General features: G+C 60.7%; 14 protein-coding genes and 1 pseudogene. 2 read left to right on the top strand and 13 right to left on the bottom strand.

Annotation, left to right across the window (positions count from 1 at the left end; all coding sequences use genetic code 11):
- Positions 1-126: 126 nt before the first annotated feature.
- The gene (gene pbpC, locus AC1RPZ_RS19790; RefSeq protein ID WP_493138650.1) at positions 127-2,439 is read right to left on the bottom strand and encodes a peptidoglycan glycosyltransferase PbpC; all 2,313 of its coding nucleotides are present in this window, start codon (positions 2,437-2,439) and stop codon (positions 127-129) included.
- Between the two features lie 141 nt (positions 2,440-2,580).
- Here pbpC and AC1RPZ_RS19785 point away from each other — a divergent pair, with 141 nt between their 5' ends.
- Positions 2,581-2,874 (top strand): hypothetical protein, encoded by a 294-nt coding sequence (locus AC1RPZ_RS19785; RefSeq protein ID WP_493138648.1) that lies wholly within the window; start codon positions 2,581-2,583, stop codon positions 2,872-2,874.
- A 143-nt stretch (positions 2,875-3,017) separates the two neighbouring features.
- Here AC1RPZ_RS19785 and AC1RPZ_RS19780 read toward each other — a convergent pair whose 3' ends face one another.
- On the bottom strand, positions 3,018-7,910 hold the full coding sequence (locus AC1RPZ_RS19780; RefSeq protein WP_493138646.1) for an alpha-2-macroglobulin family protein: 4,893 nt from the start codon (positions 7,908-7,910) through the stop codon (positions 3,018-3,020).
- A 159-nt stretch (positions 7,911-8,069) separates the two neighbouring features.
- On the opposite strand from AC1RPZ_RS19780, the gene AC1RPZ_RS19775 reads away from it, so the two are divergent.
- Positions 8,070-9,410, top strand: coding sequence for an MATE family efflux transporter (locus AC1RPZ_RS19775; RefSeq protein WP_493138645.1), 1,341 nt, complete (start codon positions 8,070-8,072; stop codon positions 9,408-9,410).
- A 10-nt stretch (positions 9,411-9,420) separates the two neighbouring features.
- Here the strand turns inward: AC1RPZ_RS19775 and AC1RPZ_RS19770 are convergent, their stop codons facing one another.
- The 11 genes and pseudogenes from AC1RPZ_RS19770 to AC1RPZ_RS19720 all read right to left on the bottom strand — a co-directional run.
- Positions 9,421-10,206: a DUF4123 domain-containing protein gene (locus tag AC1RPZ_RS19770; protein WP_493138643.1), complete on the bottom strand. Its 786-nt coding sequence runs from the start codon at positions 10,204-10,206 to the stop codon at positions 9,421-9,423.
- Complete coding sequence (locus tag AC1RPZ_RS19765) at positions 10,203-11,627, bottom strand: contractile injection system protein, VgrG/Pvc8 family (protein WP_493138641.1); 1,425 nt, start codon at positions 11,625-11,627, stop codon at positions 10,203-10,205. The genes AC1RPZ_RS19770 and AC1RPZ_RS19765 overlap by 4 nt, the downstream gene beginning before the upstream one ends.
- 233 nt (positions 11,628-11,860) lie before the next feature.
- On the bottom strand, positions 11,861-13,774 hold the full coding sequence (speA, locus tag AC1RPZ_RS19760) for an arginine decarboxylase (RefSeq protein ID WP_493138639.1): 1,914 nt from the start codon (positions 13,772-13,774) through the stop codon (positions 11,861-11,863).
- Between the two features lie 220 nt (positions 13,775-13,994).
- On the bottom strand, positions 13,995-14,366 hold the full coding sequence (locus AC1RPZ_RS19755; RefSeq protein ID WP_493138637.1) for a translation initiation factor Sui1: 372 nt from the start codon (positions 14,364-14,366) through the stop codon (positions 13,995-13,997).
- 177 nt (positions 14,367-14,543) lie between these two features.
- Positions 14,544-15,101 (bottom strand): NUDIX hydrolase, encoded by a 558-nt coding sequence (locus AC1RPZ_RS19750; protein WP_493138635.1) that lies wholly within the window; start codon positions 15,099-15,101, stop codon positions 14,544-14,546.
- A gap of 3 nt (positions 15,102-15,104) precedes the next feature.
- Positions 15,105-16,172, bottom strand: coding sequence for a DUF2333 family protein (locus tag AC1RPZ_RS19745; protein WP_493138633.1), 1,068 nt, complete (start codon positions 16,170-16,172; stop codon positions 15,105-15,107).
- Positions 16,173-16,325: 153 nt separating this feature from the next.
- Entirely contained in the window at positions 16,326-16,802 is a 477-nt protein-coding gene (locus tag AC1RPZ_RS19740; protein WP_493138631.1) for a hypothetical protein, read from the bottom strand.
- Positions 16,799-17,305, bottom strand: a complete 507-nt coding sequence (locus AC1RPZ_RS19735) for an Hcp family type VI secretion system effector (RefSeq protein WP_493138630.1) — start codon at positions 17,303-17,305, stop codon at positions 16,799-16,801. The genes AC1RPZ_RS19740 and AC1RPZ_RS19735 overlap by 4 nt, the downstream gene beginning before the upstream one ends.
- 14 nt (positions 17,306-17,319) lie before the next feature.
- Positions 17,320-18,003 (bottom strand): hypothetical protein, encoded by a 684-nt coding sequence (locus tag AC1RPZ_RS19730; RefSeq protein WP_493138867.1) that lies wholly within the window; start codon positions 18,001-18,003, stop codon positions 17,320-17,322.
- 7 nt (positions 18,004-18,010) lie between these two features.
- Positions 18,011-18,637 carry a hypothetical protein gene (locus AC1RPZ_RS19725; protein WP_493138628.1) on the bottom strand — a complete coding sequence of 209 codons (627 nt, stop codon included), beginning with the start codon at positions 18,635-18,637 and terminating at the stop codon, positions 18,011-18,013.
- Positions 18,634-18,984: pseudogene (locus AC1RPZ_RS19720) on the bottom strand (DUF2515 family protein); the annotation flags it as partial. The pseudogene AC1RPZ_RS19720 and the gene AC1RPZ_RS19725, both read right to left, overlap by 4 nt.
- Between the last annotated feature and the right edge of the window lie 77 nt (positions 18,985-19,061).

The raw sequence follows: 19,061 nt of genomic DNA, 5'->3' as shown, positions 1-19,061 counted from the left end.
CTGAAGGCGTATAGCTTCGGGCGGTTTTTCTCAGGACGCAATGAAAAGATCGCAGCCTGCGGCAGCTCCTACGAAATGCGCGTACGCCCGTAGGAGCTGCCGCAGGCTGCGATCTTTTCGGCGGATTCAATCGACGACGTTGAACTCGACCCGTGCCGTCTGTCCGCCTTCATCGAGCACACTCAACTCAACCCGCCCAAGCTGCTCGAACGTAGCGTTGATACTCTCCTGATTCGCACTGTCGCCCAGCGGCGTGCCGTTGACGAACCACCAGCGCCGCCCGCTGCCGCCGAGCGCCGACAGCTTCAGCCGCAGCAGTTCCTGACTGGCCGCGGGTCGACGCAGTTGATCGCCATCACGTACGCCAACAATCGACAGCGGCGAAGACACCGCCAGCACCGGCCCCGGACAATCCGGGTCATTAGCCGGCAAGCGCGCTTCGCGGCGTTCGACGCGCGGCAACCAAGGCTCCAGCGGCGCCGGCCACAGCGCGATATCTCGCGCCACGGCGCCTGGGCATTTGGCGTCGACCCGCAGACCTTTGGCGTTGACCCAGACTTTCTCCACCAGTCCCACGCTCAACGGTTGGTCCAGGGCCTGCAAGGTCGGCGGCGTAGTGCCGTCCAATGTCCAGGCGAAGCGCTGACGACGGCAATTCGGATCATTGCGGCTCATCGGCTGCCCCAACGGCCAACAGATCGCCGCCACCCCGACGTTCAACGGCACCGGTGGTACCGGCGCGCTGATGCCACGCTGGCTGTCGCGGTTGATCAGCACGTCGTGGACTTGCAGCATCAACGGTGCCGCCGACGCCAGGCCGAATTGCCCCGGCACCGGCGTGCCGTCCGGGCGGCCGATCCAGATGCCGATCAGGTAACGCGGCCCGACGCCAATCGCCCAGGCATCGCGAAAACCATAGCTGGTGCCGGTTTTCCAGGCCAGCACCGGACGCTGCACCAGTTCGGCGCGCGGGTCGCGATCGGGACGTGCCTGACCACTGAGAATCCGCCGCACGATCCACGCCGAACCCGGCGACAGCAGCGGCCGCTCACGCAGCTCATCGTCGGGCTGCAAACGGAGGTTGGCGCTCTTGCCGCCACGGGCGAACGCGCTGTAACCGCTGACCAAATCCTCCAGACGACTGCCGGCGCCACCGAGGATCAACGCCAGGTTCGGCTCAGCCAGTGGCGGCAAGGTCAGCGGCATGCCGCCGATACGCATTTCGGCGGCAAAGCGTTTCGGTCCGTAGGCTTCCAGCAACTGTACCGCCGGCAGATTCAATGAGGTCGAGAGCGCGCTGCTGGCCGGCACCGGGCCGCTGAAGCCCATAGAGAAGTTGCCCGGCCGGTAATCGCCGTAACGCCGGGGCACGTCCTGCAGCAGCGATTCGGAATGAATCAGCCCGGCGTCCATGGCCATGCCGTAAAGGAAGGGTTTGAGGGTTGAGCCCGGTGAGCGCATCGCACTGATCATGTCGACATGGCCGAATCGCCGGTCGTCATTGATATCCACTGAACCGAGATAGGCGCGCACCGCCATGCTTTCTTCCTCGACTACCAGAATTGCTGCCGACGTGTACTCCGGCAGGCGGGCGCGCCAGCCCAGCAGCAAGTCTTCGAGACGGCGTTGCAGGCTGGCGTCGAGGGTGGTGCGAATCAGTGGCGGGCTGTCCGGACGGTTCAAGCGCCGCGCCAGCAACGGTGCGAGGCTCGGCTCCAGACGGGGCGCCAGCAGCAAGGGTTCTTCCAATGCCTCGTCGACCGCCGACTGTGACCACACCTGGAATTGCGCGAGACGCCGCAGGACTTTGTCTCGTGCCACTTGCGCGCGCGCCGCGTGGCGATCCGGGCGCAAGCGACTCGGCGCTTGCGGCAATACCGCCAGCAACGCGGCTTCGGCGTGGGTCAGGTGCTGCGGCGATTTGCCCAGATAAGCCCAACTGGCCGCCGCCACGCCTTGCAGCGTGCCGCCGAACGGTGCGCGGTTGAGATAAAGGTTGAGAATCTGATCCTTGGACAGGTGCCATTCCAGCTGCGCGGTGCGCCACAGCTGGCGCAGCTTGCCGAACAGCGTTCGCGAATGCGGATCGAGCAGGCGCGCGACCTGCATCGACAAGGTACTGCCGCCGGACAACACCCGTCCGCCGCTGAGGTTTTGCCACGTAGCTCGCCCGAGCGCCAATGGGTTAATTCCAGGATGCTGATAGAACCAGCGATCTTCATAAGTCAGCAGCGCGTCGAGGTAATAGGGCGAAACCTGCGACGCTTCCACCGGATAGCGCCACACGCCGTTGGCGTCGGCAAAACGCCACAGCGGCGTACCGTCTTCGGCCAGCACCACCCGCGCCAGGTCGTCCTTGGGCAACGGCAACGGCCAGATCCGGTCAGCCAGCCACAACAGCGCAATCAGAAGCAGCAGGCTACCTAAAGCCCATCGCACAAGCTCCCACAGGGATCGCAGACGTTCAGTTACTATTCGCAGATTCAAACCACCAAACCTCTATGCTTCAAGGGAACTCGCCAGCACTGACAATGACTCAAGGCTCAGCTTTGGCACCCACTCTTTCATCAGGACGCACACATGCAGGTAGATAGTTTTTTCGAATGGCTCGGCCAGGCGCTGGGGTCGGTCATCCGGTTCATCGTCGATACGCTCAGTGGGTTGTTCAATGCCTTGACCCACGCCAGCGGCAACTTTGTCGACGGCCTGTCGCGAGCGCTGGGCATGGAGCCCTCGATCATCGGCATTCTCGTGCTGATCATCGGCTTGATGTTGCTGTACTCGGCGATCCGCGCCTTCATGCGCGCCTCAATCATCGCAGGGGTTATCTGGCTGGTGCTGGGGTTGTGGGTGTTGAGCTGGGTGGTTCACTAACACCGTGACCCCATGTGGGAGCGAGCTTGCTCCGGGCGGCGATCCGACGATGATGGCTTCACATTCAACAAATAGGTTGCCTGCCAGACCGCTATCGCGAGCAAGCTCGCTCCCACAATGTACTGGTGCATCATCTCTTTCGGTTAGTGGCCCTGAATCACCATCTCCGGCACGGTTTCGCCCACGGCTTGCCAGTTCGGCCGGTACATCGACTCCACTTGCGGTGGCGGTACGCGGTAGATACCGGGGGTTACGGCCCGCGCCAGGTACAGCAAGTGCGTGGTGCCGTAACCGTCCAGGTTCAGCGCCGCGACGTAACGGTCATCGCGGAACTCCTGATGCTTGAGGCTGGCGTTCTGCATCGATTTGCGCCATTCCTTGACCTTGCTGCTGGCGTTTTCCAGGCTTGCGGCGCTTTGTGCCAGGTTCTGGTTTTCCAGTTCAAGACCTGCCGGCAACAAGTCCACCACCAGCGCATCCGGCACCCGCTGCTTGGCGCCGACTGCAATGTGCACCAACACCAGATCGCCGCTGGCCAGGGCCTTGAGGTTCAACGGCTGGCCGTTCATGCCCAGGTACTCGCGACGAATGCTCAGGTTCTCGCCACCGGGTACCGGCATCTGCACCGGATACCCGGATAGGGTCAGTTGCTGATAGACCGGTTCGCTACCCTCATTGCGCAAGGTCAGGTTTGATGACAACAGCTTGCCTTCCAGTGAAAGTGCCGGCTGGTCATTGCTCAGCTCATGGACTCCAGCGCTGCCGTCCAACAGAACCTTCCAGTTGGCCTCAGGTTTATTGAGCAGTCCTCGGCCAGCGAGGAACAACGAATTTCGCTCCTGAGTCGACAACCACTGACTGGCCGCCATCAGGTCGGACAGTTCGAACAACCGCTCATCACGCTTGCCCTTGTCCAGATCGTTTTCCTCCAGCAGTGCCAGAATCAGCGCCTGATCACGCAACGGGCTGCCGTAATCGGCCAGCCAGTCATTCGGTTTGCGTGAAGCCGCAAGACCGGCGAGCAAGGCCTGATCGGCACGCGGTTGATCGCCCATTTTCTGCAAGGCAATCGACAGCTGTACCAGCGGCAGACCGGAACGGGCATCGGTACGACGCTCGAACAAACTGCGCAGCGCGCCCAACGGTGCCTGTTGGCTGCGGGCCAACACCAGCCCCGCGTAAGCCTGCACCGCAAATCGGGTGTGTTCAGCGTTTTCGCTGTAGTTCACTTCGATCAGGTTGCGCTCTTGCAGGTAACGCAGCAGTCGTTCGCTGGCCTTTTTCAGCGCCTCGGGCGGTACCGCAAAACCCTGGTCGCGAGCGCGCAGCAGGAAGTCGCTGACATACGCCGTCAACCAGTATTCTTCTTCGCCATCGGCGCCCCACAGACCGAAGCTGCCGTTGTAGCGCTGCATGCCCAGCAAACGCTCGATGCCGAGTTCGATCTTGCGTTTGCGGTCGGCGTCCGGCTCGCCTTCCAGGCCAAGCCGTTTCAGGCTCGCGGCGTCGGCATAGAGCGACGGATACAGACCGCTGGCGGTTTGTTCCAGGCAACCGTAAGGGTAAGCCTTGAGTGCGCGAATCTGCTGGCCAAGGTTCAGCGGTGGTCGGCTCGACAGGCTGAGCAAGGCTTCACGCCCGGACGCTTCGAACAGCGACAACTCTCCTTCCGGCAAACTCCACGGCTGATCCTTGAGCACCGCGCGATAGTGCTTGAGCAGTGCCGGATACGCCGGGCGCACGCCCAGGGTCCACTCGCGGGCAAACGGCGGCAGGTTCTCGCCCGGCAGATCAAGACCATTGACCAGCACTTTGACCTTGCCCTGACCGAAACCGCCCTGTGCGCGCACCGGGATCCGCAGCGTGGTGCGCTGGCCCTGAGTCAGCTGCACGCGGTGCGCCGCCTCGTCGACCAGGTCCAACGGGCCTTGGGTGCTCAGTTGTACCTCCAACGTCTGTGCCTTACCCGAGAGGTTCGACAGGTCCAGTGCCAACGTCGTCTGATCGCCACCGGCGAGAAAACGCGGCGCCGACAGTTCGGCAATCAGCGGCGCGGCGATGACGGTTTTGCCTTCAGCCATGCCGTAGCGATCATCGGTCCAGGCCTGGGCCATCAAACGCAGTTCACCGTTGAAGTCCGGGATGTTGACGCTGACTTCGCCTTCGCCCTGTTCGTTCAGAGTCACCGGCGCGCTTTGCAAGGCAACGATGGTCACGCTGGTGTCTGGACGTTTGCCACCCTTGGCCAGTGCCGCGTCACCACCAAACGCCAGACTGGCCAAACGGCCCTGACCGGCTTCGATCAGTTGCCCGTAAACGTCGAGTTGGTCGGCGCTATAGGCCTTGCGGCCAAACAGGCTGGAGTACGGATCCGGCGTCGGGTACTCGGTGATGTTGAGGATGCCGACGTCCACCGCCGCCAGCAGCACATGCACCTGTTTTGGCACGCTGCCATCGGCGTTTTTCGCTTGAATCTTCACGCTCAGCGGTTGTTTCGGGCGCATTTTTTCCGGCGCCGTCAGGCTCAAGCCGAGTTTGCGCTGAGTCCGGTCCAGCGGCAGATGCAATACGCCAACTGCACGTTTCGGGGTGACGTTGGCCTTGCGCTCGCCGGGACGGATCACCAGCGCACTGACGTACAGATCGTGGCGCGCCCACTTCGGATCGAGTTTCACCGCGAAGCTTTTGCCCTCGGCCGGCACGTCGATTTCCTGCCACCACAACGGCCCATCGGCCGATTCCACCAGCAAATAGCCTTTGCCGGCAGCCGGCGGGGTCACGGTAACGTTGGCCGTATCGCCATCGCCATAGGCCGGCTTATCCAGCGCCAGTTTGACCTGGTCCGGACGCACCGCGCCGCCTTCAGCGTTGTCCTGGGCACGGTAGCCGGCCCAGAAGCGCAGGCTGCTGACGATGCCGGTTTGCGGGTCCTGGACTTCGACGCGGTACGGGCCCCACTCCACCGGGAAGCTGACCTTCGCCGTGTCGCCGGCCTTGATGCTGATGGTTTCTTCGTCGAGGTTGAGGAATTTTTCGTTGAAGTGATAGCTCCAGCCATCGCTCTGCGAATAGTTCCAGTAGTAGTCGCGGCGCTCACGGATCAGCCGCACCTTGAGGTTGTTGGCAGCCAGTTTCTGGCCTTCATTGTTGGCCATCAACAGTTCGAACTCGACCGGGCCATTGCCGTTGGTTTCTTTGCCCTCAAACAAGGCGCGCAGACCCGGCAAGCGATCCGCTGGCCAAACCGGTTGCACCACGCGCCGGGTAATCGGCCGGCCACCGGACTCGTGCAGACTGGCCTGGACGATCAGTTGCAGCGGCGACTTGGCCGCGGCCCATTTGCTCTCAAGCGAAATCAGCGCCTCGCCATTGGCGTCCAGTGCCGTTTCGTCCAGTTCCAGGTCCTGGCTCAGTTCCTCTTCGGTGACCGAGCCGAACTGATAGCCCGGTAAACCTTTGACCGCCTCACGCAATGGCCGTACGTAAACCTGGCCACTCAAGCGATTGCCTGACGCTGGCGCGCCGTAGAGGTAACGACCGTTGACGCTGATTTCAGCGGTGTCGGCCGGTTTGATCGGCACATCGCTGCCCTTGAGTTCAAGGGCCAGGCGCTCGGGCAGGAAGTCTTCGACCAGAAACTCATAGAGCTGCGGTTTGCCGTCGCCCAGGTCGAACACCAGTTGCCAGCGCCCGGTCGGCGCTTCGCCGGCCAGTTGCAGTTGATACTGATAGAGCCCCGAAGCATCGGCGTCCCAGACGAATTTGCGGCTGACCTGCGCATCCGGCCGACGCACTTCGACGCTGACCGGCTGCGGTTTGACCGCATTACCGTCCTTGTCCCGCAGCAAGGCGTTGAGCAGCACGGTTTCGCCTGGGCGGTAGAGATCGCGCGGGCCAAACACGAAGAATTGCAGTGGATGAGCGTGTGGCCCACCGATATTGAACTCGGCCAGATCCAGCGCCGCGCTGTTGAGGCGCAGCATGCTGGTTTGTTCACCCTGATGGGCCAACAGCACTTCGGCCTTTTTCGGCAGCGGCAACTCGGCGTGGCCGCCCTTCTCGGTTTTGCCTTGGCCGAGCACTCGGCCATCGGCGTCGAGCAGTTCGAGGCTGACGTCGTCCAGCGCTTTGCCGCCCTCCAGGGCTTGGGTGAACACGTCCAGACGATTCTGGTAACGGTGCACCGACAGGCCGATGTCGCTGAGGGTGAACAGGGTCGCCGGTTGCGAGTAACTGTAAGTGCCGGAAGCGCGCATCACCGCCAGGTAGACACCCGGCTGTTGCAACGGCTTGAGGCCGGCGATCGGCAGCAGCAGGGTTTCGCGGGTGTTGCGCGCCGGGTTCAGGTCGAAACGGCCGCCGTAGACCAGATCGGCCATCGGCAGCAGTTCACGCGATTGATAGCTTTGCAGGCTGCTGTTGCGGCCCCATTGGGCGAGGAACGCCGGCAGCGATTCGGGTTTGATGCGGAAGAATTCGACGTCGATCTTGTTCACGTTCAGCGCGATCACCGGCAAGCCTTCCGCCAAACGGGTCGGCAGCAAGGTGCCACGGCTGGCGAAGCCCACAGTCGGTTGCAGGTCGCGGGTTTCCAGACGACTGCTGTATTCGGTGGCCAGTTTGGCGTCGTTCACCGCCAGCAGTCCGGCGTCGACCGTCAGCACCAGTTTGCGCTGCGGCTCAAGGTGACGCAGGCGCAGCTCCATCAGGTTGTCCGAAAGTTCCCAGGCGCCATCGACCTTGCCGGTCTTGCTGTCCACCAGGTGCAATTTGTCGGCGAATTTCTGCTGCGGGTCCAGCGGCACCGAGACACTCACCGACAGCGTGCTGGCGCCATCGAGCTGGATTTCCGAGACATCCACCACGCTCAATTCGCGACCGGCGTAACGCTGCTTCAGCGCAGCAACATCCTGTACGGCCTTGGCCTTTGGCGTCGTGACCGGCGCCGGGCTGGCCGGCGCTTTGCTGGAAGTCGATGAATCGCAGGCGCTGAGCAGCGTCAGCACACAGGCCAGAAACAATCCTTTGTTAAACATGGGGCACTCGTTGGCAGGCGTATCGAAGGGTGAACTATAGCCCAAGCGCTCGCCGGGCTACTCAGATCGACCGACGGCGGGGAGATTGGTTGGCCAGCGAAGGACACGGCGCCAACGTCGGTTCTGCCGCTACAATGCCTGCTCTCGCAAGGAGCCTGAATGTCTACGCTGATTACCGACTGGTGCGATCGTCCGACCCATAGCCGTGTCTGGGCGCTTGCCGCGCCAATGATTCTTTCGAACATTTCCGTGCCGCTGGTGGCGCTGGTCGACAGCACGGTGATCGGCCACCTGCCTCACGCGCATCAGCTTGGCGCCGTCGCCGTGGGCGCCAGCCTGTACACCTTTCTGGCCTGGGCCATGGGGTTCCTGCGCATGGGCTCCACCGGGTTTGCCGCGCAGGCGGCCGGGCGCGGTGACGGCGCCGCGCTTAGGCAGATCCTGCTGCAAGGCTTGCTATTGGCGATGGGCTTATCGCTGCTGCTCGGGATGCTGGGCGTACCGCTGAGTGGCGTGGCGCTGCACTTCATGCAACCGTCTGCCGAACTCGATCAGCTGACCCGCGAGTTTTTCCACACCCGGTTGTTTGGCTTACCAGCGGCGCTGGCCAGTTATGCGCTGGTCGGCTGGTTCCTCGGCACTCAGAACGCCCGCGCACCGCTGGCGATTCTGTTGACCACCAATCTGGTGAACATCGCGCTCAACCTGTGGTTCGTCATTGGCCTGCAATGGGGTGTCGTCGGGGCGGCCCGCGCGTCAGTGATCGCCGAATGGACCGGCGCCCTGCTCGGCCTGGCCATGACCCGTAACGCCCTGCGCGCCTACCCTGGGCATATCGCCTGGGCGGCACTGGCACTGTGGCAGAGTTGGCGACCGCTGCTGGCGGTCAACCGCGACATCTTCATTCGCAGCCTGGCACTGCAATCGGTGTTTTTCATGGTCACCGTGCAAGGCGCACGGCTCGGCGATGCGACCGTAGCGGCCAATGCCCTGCTACTCAATGGTTTGCTGTTGACGGCCCATGCGCTGGATGGCCTGGCCCATGCGGTGGAAGCTCTGTGCGGTCACGCCATCGGCGCCCGCGATCGACAGGCTTTACGCCGATCCCTGGTGGTGGCCTGCGGCTGGTCACTGATTGCCAGCCTGGGGTTTGCGCTGCTGTTCCTGTGCGCCGGGCATCTGTTCATCGAGATGCAGACCAACATCCAGAGCGTGCGCGACACCGCGTTCATCTACCTGCCGTACCTCGCCGCATTGCCGCTGATCGCCGTCTGGAGCTACTTGCTCGATGGCCTGTTCATCGGCGCCACCCGTGCCCGGGAAATGCGCAACGGCATGCTGCTGACAGTCCTGGTGCTGCTGCCATTTGCCTGGGCGTTACGAGACTTCGGCAACCACGGACTGTGGTTGACCTTTCTGCTGTTCATGTTACTGCGCAGTCTGACGCTCGGGACTTTCGCCTGGAATCTGCGCAAGAACGATGGCTGGTTCGCAGGTTAGCGTGCGGACTTCAGGATCGATTGTTCTGCCAGCGGTTGCGCAAACTGTCGAGCCGCTCTTGCTGAGTCCGCCCCGACAGGTGTTCTTCAGGCGTGGCTGAGGGGTACTCCAAGCGTAGCCGCAACCAGCCATCGAGTACTGCGCTTTCGCTGAAACCCTGTTCGAGTCCTTCCTGTACACAGGACCAGATCACGCCAAAATCGTGGCCCGTCGAGCGACTCCAGTGCCAGGCATGCCGTTCCAGCAGACACGCCTGCAACTTACCCTGCTGGTGAAGGCTGAGGTTGTCCTCGATGGCCAGTTCGCTGACAGCCAAGCGCGGATTGACCAGATGTTGCCAACCCAAACTGCCAATCGCCCGGTCAGCCCAGGTCCCGCCATACCAGTACACCTTATCGATCGGCCCCAGCCAGCGGCTCAACTCGCGGGCATCACAGGCATCAAAAAAGTAACTGGCGATGAAGGGGTTGTAGTAGCTCAGCAGGCCTTTGTAATGAAGCCCGAACGTGACCGTGAGCATACGGCGAAGGTGCCCAAGCAATTGCTCCGAAGGCACGGAACTGACCAGCAGCAACCCCGGCCAGTCCGCCGGCTCGCCGTGGCAACATTGCGCCAGAGACGACTGTGCCGACAGTTCGATCAACAGCGGCCCCTGGTTGCGCAATGCATGCAGGTCGGTGTTTTCGAACAGCGAGTAACGCGGTGCATCGGCAAAACGCTGCTGCAGGTTCCATCCGGCGTCCGGCGAACCCGGTACATCCAGCAAAAGCCATTGTGCCGACCGGACAGCGATCATGCCGCACCACTTTGGCCAAGCCCTGCCAACGTGCGGCAGACACAGATCGCTTGCTGGCAATACATGAAGCTACCCCCGCCGGGCATCAGACACAGCAACACCAAGGGCTGACTGCTCTGGACCAACGTCAACAGGTCCTGGCGGCCGACCGACGACAACTCTTCCAGCACCGGTGTCGGTTCTCCGACCGGAGCTTGCGGGCTTATCTGAATCGGCAACAGGTCCTCGCGGGTCGAGGGCGGGGAGGCTTCGGGAGGCAACACGGTATCGGCGGTAAACGTCGTCCCCCGAAATACGCCGCTGATCAATGGCTGATCCGGGTCGCCCTCGATAAAGCTCACGCAGACCTCAACCCCTACCGTTAAAGCGGCAACTGTCTCGGCTGACAGGTGTGGCGAGACCGGCAACCAGCAATGGCTGGGCCGTGCGCCCTCGCCCTGATACAGCCAATCGAACTGCACGGCGATGCGTTGCGCGCCGTCGTTGCGCACTTCGTCCACCTCGACCACCCAGCCACGTTGCAGGCTATTCATCCGTGGCTTTGCGCTTGGACAAGACGGCGCAAACGGCATCTCCCAAGGAATCGCACAAATGCGGTTGTGGTAATACGGCATCTGCGCCTGGTTGCCCGAATGCTCGACTCGGGTCAGCAACCACAAGTGATTCCAGTCCGCACAGGGATGCCCCGACAACGGCATCAGCACGCCGCTACGCACGCTCGGCAGGTCCGTTTCGCCTTCTGCGACGGGTTTCAGCGCCCCATCCTGACCGGCCATACCGGCGTGAGCATGAACCTTGAAACGCCTGACAGCGGGCACACTACCCAGCGCGTCAAAGGTTGCGCTGTCGCCTGGATGCAAGCTTTGTCGAGAGTCGGCAAAGATCAGACGATGACCGCCCTTGCGGTGCTGAAAGTGGTAGTGAATCCGTTCTTGTTCGCACAGGCGCTGGACAAACGCCAAATCCGATTCGCGGTACTGGGTGCAAAAATCCCGCACGGGGTAGTCGTCCCTGAGCTCAAATCGACAGGACTTTTCGTCTATGCCGTGCTCCTTCAGTACCTGAACCAGAATCTGCGGGACTGACAGCCCGGTGAAAATTCGCTGGTTGAAGCGTTGCGCCAGGCACGCCAGTTTCGGACCAAGACACAGACGCCAGAGCGCGGGCACCGCGTCGTCATGAAGCGGAGTGAGGTCATGAATCTGTCCATGGATACCGGTGCCCGCGCCCCCGAACCCCAGGTACGCCGAGCGAAACATCAGACTGGCGATATCCAGTCGCTGCTCATCGAGCGGTAGATCCAGCTGGAAAGCAAAGGGCTGGCTGATGGACTCGCTGCCGGTAAAGGCGACAACGGCAAAGGGGTGGGGCTGACCCGCTATCTCCAGACGAAATGACGGCTCGTTGACGGAATCGAACATCGGCGTGTCTCTACAGGAGGGGCGGCCGGGGATTCTCGCTGAGAGACATGGCCGAGTAGAGTGCCGAAGTACAACTTAGGAAATGACCTACGCGAAATAGAGACCGCACAGCGTTGATAGTGCGGGGGCCCGGCAAATCGCTGCAAAAAAAAAGAAATGCCGCACCAGGTCCTCCGAAAATTCCACAGTACGCGGAGTATTTTCAGACAACCTGGTTACAGCGGTTCGTTACCTCAAGAAGACAGGTAAGACGAACGAGTCAGCCCCAGGCGCAACGCATCGAGGTACTGGGTACGCTCGGCGGCACTGATCCGGGCGCTGGCGACTTTGTCGCGGTAGTGCGTCATCAGCTCTTCCGGCGACAAGTGCACGTAACGCAGCATGTCTTCGATGGTGTCGTGGGTTTCGATACCGGCGTGGTAAACGCTGCCATCGGCATTCTGGTAGATGTTCACCGAATCGGTGTCACCGAACAGGTTGTGCATGTCACCGAGGATTTCCTGGTAAGCGCCCACCAGGAAGATCCCCAGCAGGTAATCTTCGCCATCGTTCAGTCCGTGTACCGGCAGGCTGGTTTCGATGCTCTGCTCGTCGACGTATTGCTTGATCTTGCCGTCGGAGTCACAGGTCAGGTCTTGCAGCACGGCACGGCGCATCGGCTCTTCATCGAGACGGTGCAGCGGCAGAATCGGCAGGACCTGGCCGATGGCCCAGGTGTCCGGCAGGCTCTGGAAGACCGAGAAGTTGCAGATGTATTTGTCGGCCAGCTTGTCGTTGAGTTCGTCGAGCACCTGACGGTGCGAGCGCTGACGGGCTTTCAACGAGTTGTGCAGGCGACGGCAGACGGCGAAGTAGCATTGCTCGGCCAGGGCTTTCTCGGCCAGGGTCAGCTTGCCATCGGCGTACTGAGTAGCGATGTCGCTCATGTAGTGAGTGGCGCGCCAGTAGGTTTCGGTGACCATCTCGATGTCGGTCGGACCGAGCAGGTCGACCAGCCATTGCACGGTTTCCGGCAGTTCTTCCTGGTTCTCGATCTTTGGCACGTCGTCGTTGTGTTTCTCGACGTCGGTGACCTGTACCACCAGCATGGCGTGGTGAGCGGTCAGCGAACGGCCACTCTCGGAGAAGATGTTCGGATGCGGCAGGCTCTGCGCGTCGCAGAATTCCTTGAGCATGCCGACCACGACACCGGCGTAATCGTCCATGTCATAGTTGATCGAGCTGGCGTTACGCGAGTGGGTACCGTCGTAGTCGACACCCAGGCCACCGCCAACGTCGATGTGATCCACCGGCAGGCCAAGGTTGCGCAGTTCGCCGTAGTAACGGATCGCTTCCTTGAAGCCGTGCTGGTAGTCCGCCAGGTTGGCGATCTGCGAGCCCATGTGGAAGTGCAGCAGGCGAATGCCTTGATCCAGGCCCGCCGCACGGAAGCGTTCGACCACCGACAGCAACTGTGCAGCAGACAGACCGAACTTGGATTTTTCGCCGCCCGTGTCAGCCCATTTGCTCGATGCCAGGGACGACAGGCGAACCCGCAGACCGACTTGAGGCTTGACCTTCAACGAGGCGGCCTCTTCGATCACCAGGCCGACTTCGGATTCTTTCTCGATCACGATGAACACGTTGTGGCCCAGCTTCTGGCCCATCAGTGCCAGACGGATGAACTCACGGTCCTTGTAACCGTTGCAGACGATAGTGCCGCCCTTCGGTGCCAGGGCCAGCACGGCCAGCAGTTCCGGCTTGGAGCCGGCTTCCAGACCGATCGAAACGTTCTGGGTGGCGATGATGTTCTCGATCACCGCTTCTTGCTGGTTAACCTTGATCGGGTACAGCGCGGTGTACTTGCTCTGGTATTCCAGACGCTCGATGTTCGCATCGAAGGCACCGGTCAGTTGACGAACGCGGTCTTGCAGGATGTCCGGGAAACGCACCAGCAGTGGCAAGGACAGGCCGCTTTTGCGCAGCTGTGCGACTTGTTCGAACAGATCGATAGGTGCGCTGCTTGGGCCGTTCGGACGAACTTCTACGCGACCGGCGTCACTGATCGCGAAATACCCGGCCCCCCAATGGCGAATCCCGTAAACACTGCGGCTGTCCGCAACTGTCCATTGGCTGCCATCGTCTTTGCGTGTGCGTCGTACGGACATCGAAGTCCCCTATAAATGAAGTCAAAGAGCGCCATCCGGGATGAGGGCTGGCGCAGTCTAAAGTGAAAAAATGACGATTAGCCTGCAAGCGAGATAGACCGCACTTACAGCGCTGAGTTTAGAAACTGGTCAGAACAGGCTCTGTGAAAACCATGGAGACGACGTTAAACCTGAATCGGATCAGGACTGCATCAAGTCGGGGTGGTTTTCACAGAGGCTGCTAGCCGCCGGATTTCTTCGCTTTGAAACCGTGTTTGATCAGCTCTGCCAAGAGTAGCTCGACATGATCGCCCTGGATTTCGATGATCCCGTCCTTCAACGCGCCACCGGTGCCGCAACGTTTCTTCAACGTCGCGGCCAGATCCTTGAGCGCGTCTTCGGCCAGCGGCACGCCGCTGACGGTGGTCACCGTCTTGCCGCCACGGCCCTTGCTTTCGCGGCGCACGCGCGCAATGCCGTCGCCGGCCGGGATAACGGTTTGTTTGCAGATGCAGGCTGCCACCGGCTGGCTACAGTCCGGGCAATGTCGACCTGCGTCGGTGGAAAATACCAGGCCACCAAGGGCGGCGAAGGATGCGGCTTTTTTGGCCACCGGCAATCCTCTTGGGAGGACAAAGACTGGTCGCAGCAACGTTGGCACGTGCTATCGACCGCGAAGCCCCACTCAGGCAGGGGCAGCGCTACTGGACCGGGCACACCGGTTCAGCTTGAAAAGGTCGCGCAGTGTAACGGCAAAAAGCGCACTTGCTAAGAGCCAATCGGCGCCATTTTATAGATCTTTTGCGACGTCGCCCCCACGCGAGCGCAGATAGCGCTTCAACGCCGCCAGAGAGTCCGGGCAATAAGGCTTTTGCTGAATTTCCTGCATCACGTGTTCGATGGGAATAAAGCGGGCCTGGAGCACCTCCTCCGGTTGCAGAATCAACGGCCCGTCCCAGACCGCCGAGAACGCCGAACACCACAGGCGGTTGCCGGTGTCCTCGAAGAAAAAATGATCATGGGCGGTCAGTTCCACACCGCTGACACCCAACTCTTCTTCCAGCTCACGGGCCGCCGATTCGGCGTAGGTTTCGGTCGCCAGCACCATGCCGCCCGCCGCTACATCCCAGTATCCCGGATAGATGGCTTTGCTGAACGTGCGCTGATGCACGCACAGTTCACCGGCAGAGTTGAACAGCATGATGTAAGTACCGCGCCCGATCAGCCCGCGCTCACGCAAGTCCGAGCGCACCAGAGCACCGAGCAGGTTGTCCTGCTCGTCGACCCAGGCGATGTGTTCAGCGTCAGAGGCCGCGCGGTGCGCAGCTTCATTGGAGATGGCGACCATGACTCAGCCCTGGTTAAGCAGTTGACGCAAGTCGATGACCGCCGCGTTCGCCCGCGAGATGTAGTTGGCCATGACCAGCGAGTGGTTGGCCAGCACGCCGAAGCCGCTGCCGTTGAGGATCATCGGGCTCCAGACCGGCTCCTGCGAAGCCTCCAGTTCACGAATGATCTGACGCACGCTGACCGTGGCGTTCTTCTTCGCCAGTACATCGGCGAAGTCGACTTCGATGGCGCGCAGCAAATGTGATAACGCCCAGGCCTGACCACGTGCTTCGTAGAACACGTTGTCGATCTGTAGCCAAGGGGTTTCCACCACCTCTTCATCCACCTGCGGCACCTGCCCCGGCGCCAGGGCTTCAGTTTTCAGCGCGGTGTTCAGCTTGACCCGGCCAACGCTGGCCGACAGGCGTTGCGACAGCGAACCCAGACGAGTCGCAACATCACCCAGCCAATTGTTCAGGTTATCGGCACGCGCATAGAACAGCGCGTTCTTTTGCGACGGGTCTGACAAGCGAGCCTGGTAGCGGCTCAGGGAATTGATGCCTTCCTGGTACTCGGACTCGCTGGACGGCAGCACCCAGCTCTTGTTGTCGAAGTTGAAGCGCGGCTCGGCCTTGGCCAGATCGGCGTCTTCAGCCGATTGCGATTGCGAACGGGCGAAGTCTTTGCGCAAGGCGCGGGTCAGATCGCGCACTTGCACCAGCACGCCGTATTCCCAACTCGGCATGTCGTCCAGCCACAGGCCCGGCGGAAAACGGTCGTTGGAAAGATAGCCACCCGGTTTGTTCAGCAAGGTACCGGCGACAGTCTTGAGGGTTTCCACCGTGGTGTAGCCGACGACCATCTGCTTGCCTTCCTTCTCGGCGGCCAGTTGCGCGTTCTGCTGAACCGGGAACAGCGCAGGTTCATGGCTCCAGTACCAGCCCACGGCGAGGGTCACCAGTAAATACAGGCCGATCAAGGTGGCCAATGCGCGGCTGAACAGCAGGCCACCTAAATAGCTGCGGGTTGCCGACTTGGGTTCGGCGGCACGTTCAGGCGCACTGCCTGTACGGTTCTTCCAGTCCAGCATGGCGATATCCTTTCAATCACTTGAGTTCATCGGTTCGACCACCACCATACAACAACGTGCCTTTGGCCGGCACCCGCCGTTGGGGTAATCCCGAAAAATTACGACCGAACCTGCGGCAACCATTGCCGATGAACTCAAGCGTCCGTGCTTGCGCTAAACGCCGATGACCTCCATTGAGATCTGCCGCACCTCGGCCGGTGCAAAAAGATGGGCGATGCCTTCGCCGTCGGTTCTTCTCTGGGCAGCCTGCCCGTCCACGGTCGCGATGTAACGCTGCTGCGCCAGTGGCTCGGCCGTTACGCTGGCAACGAGGCGGAAAATCCTTGGCGACCGCGAGGCCTGGACAGGCGGATTTTTCATCAACTCGATGATCGTCTGATCGAAAGTGCGCACCGGCACCGCCCAGTCGCCGTAGTCGGCTTCAGCCCTGATTAACAACCACTCGCCACGCTCAAGCTGTTCCAGCACCTCGCTGTCGATATCGATCAGCAGACTGGCACGCAACTCGTCCAGGCCCTCGACAGGTTGCCGATCGAGCAACGCCTGACGGACGTGATCCAGCGCTTGCTCGCAGGAATAAGCATGGTGGCGTTCCCACGTGGACAGATAAAGTTCGCTGACCAGCTTCATGCCTGCGGCTCCCCACTCCACTCGTCGGAGCCCATGGTCCGGCTGATTTCATGTCGCCAGTAGATGCGCCGGTAGCTGAAGTGAACCTTCTCCAACTGGGTAAGGTGCGCACTACCGGGGTCCTGGCAATGGGGCATAAGCACTTCTGCACCGATGATCACCGCGTCTTCCAGCTCCATCGTGTAGAAATGCTCCTGCGTTCCGTGAGCCGAGGTGCGATACCACTCGACGCGGCACTTGCTGAGCAACTCCCCGGAACACAAGGCGATGTTGATCAGCGGCGACGACTTGTCGATCGCCTTGGTAATGATCAAGGGCTTGTGCATTCGACGACCCGCCCCCGCCCCTTTAGGCACAAAAATGCCATGGCTCAGGGCCTGAATCATGATCTGGTCCTCACGGCCCAATTGATAGATGTTGCCCACTGATGCCTCGGTGAAAGCGCCTTTGCTGATGAGACCTTGTCGTTCGTCGTGGAGGGTCATGAAGGCGGAGGTTGGCATAGTGGGGCTCCTTTTTATTTGGGTTGAGGGGCAGGAAAGTGACGGGGTTCGTCGTAGCTGTCTTCGATTTCGTCGAAGGGCGTCCAGGGTTTGGCGAGTGCGAGGGTGATGAGGTAGCGCTCTTCGGTCGGGTTTCGGTAATCCTCGAAACGACCCACTACCAGCATGACCTGATACTTATCGTCGGCTTGCCAATAAGTTATCCCTGCGAGAATTCCTTTCCTCAGGTAGGCCCGCCATTCAGGTGTATCGACGATCGTGGGATTGTTTTGCAGCCCCTTCGCCACCCAACCTTTTGCGCGCCATTGGTCTTGCAGGTCGAGAACGACTTTAAGCGCGTCATCAATCAGGAGCGGCTCGATCTGTGGAGACATGCGAATGCCGAAAATGACATTGTCGTCAAAGTCGACAGTGAAAAAGCGCGCCGCAGGCGTGGTAAACCCGAACTGCGGGTCGACGAATCGCAATTTTGCATCGACCTTGGGAATGCCGAACCAGACGTGCCCCCGTATCAACGGGCTAAAGGAAGCTGAAGAGTGCTTACGCATGTCTTCATACGTCCCACCCATTTCCAAAGCAATTTCTGGTTCGCCCCATAGAGGCTGTGTCAGCTGACGTATGGCGGCCAGGATCAAAAGCATGAGCATCACGACGATCAGCCCGCTGCGCCAGCCACCGATTCGGGATCGCAAGCTCACACCCAACTCACTCGTCATCGAATGGTGTCCAGGGTTTGCCTATCGAGAGAGTGATCAGATAGCGCTCTTCGTTTGGGCGCTTGCTGTACTTGAAACGATTCATGAACATTGCGACTTGATATTTTTCACCCGCCTGCCAGTAGGTCGTTCCTCCTTGGCTCACTTCTCTGAACCGCGCCCGCCATGCAGGCGTGTCAGCAAAGGGTGGATAGCTTCTCGGTCCAGCAACCCGCCACCTGCCCTGACGCCACTGATTCTGCAAATCCAGAGCCACCTTCAAGGCATCATCAAGTAGCAGTGGCTCTATTTGCGGGGACATGCGGATGCTGGTAATCACATTGTCATTGAAGCCAACAGTAAAAAAACGTGCTGGCGGCGTGACGAACCCGTACTGCGGATCAATGAACCGTAAACTCGCATCAGTCTTGGGAATACCCATCCAGGCATGTCCGCGTATCAACGGGCTAAAAGAAACGGAAGAGCGCTTGTACAGGTCTTCATAAGTGCCGCCCATTTCAAGAGCGATTTCCGGATCATCCGAGAGCGCTTGGATTGCCCAAGGTGCCGCGAGCACGCTCAAAATAATCAGCAAAGGCAGCCGCCAGCCGCGAACCGCTCGCCACCATACGATCATGACTTCCTCCCCCCCGCGACGATCTCTTGAATTGATTGCTCCAACGCCGACCGGTTGGTGTCCTGCAACATCTCGTCGAAGCGAGCGGCAGCCCTCAGTACAAAAGGCATTCGTTGATTGATGTCCGACAAATCCGCAAGTGGGTGGCTATCAAAACCAATGGTGCGGCCATCCTCGACTCGCTGGCATTGGCTGGTTAGGGTCAACTCGATAGCCTGTGCAACGCCTGAAGGAAACCCTGTGACGTAGGAAGCGTGGTTGCCACGCAGCAAAGCCACTAATTGGCGGTCCTGGTAAATTGTCGGCTGGAGAATGTTTTTCTGCTCATGCGACGCCAAATACTCCACGCGGGACTGTCATAAATTTTGTGTTCGGGCATAACATGTTGCAGAGGTGCATGTATGCCGACCAAGAAAAAACCGGC

Source organism: Pseudomonas sp. GW822-FHT02D10 (assembly GCF_058802345.1).
Note: the sequence above shows the minus strand (reverse complement) of the source record. Positions and strands in the feature narration are given on the sequence as shown.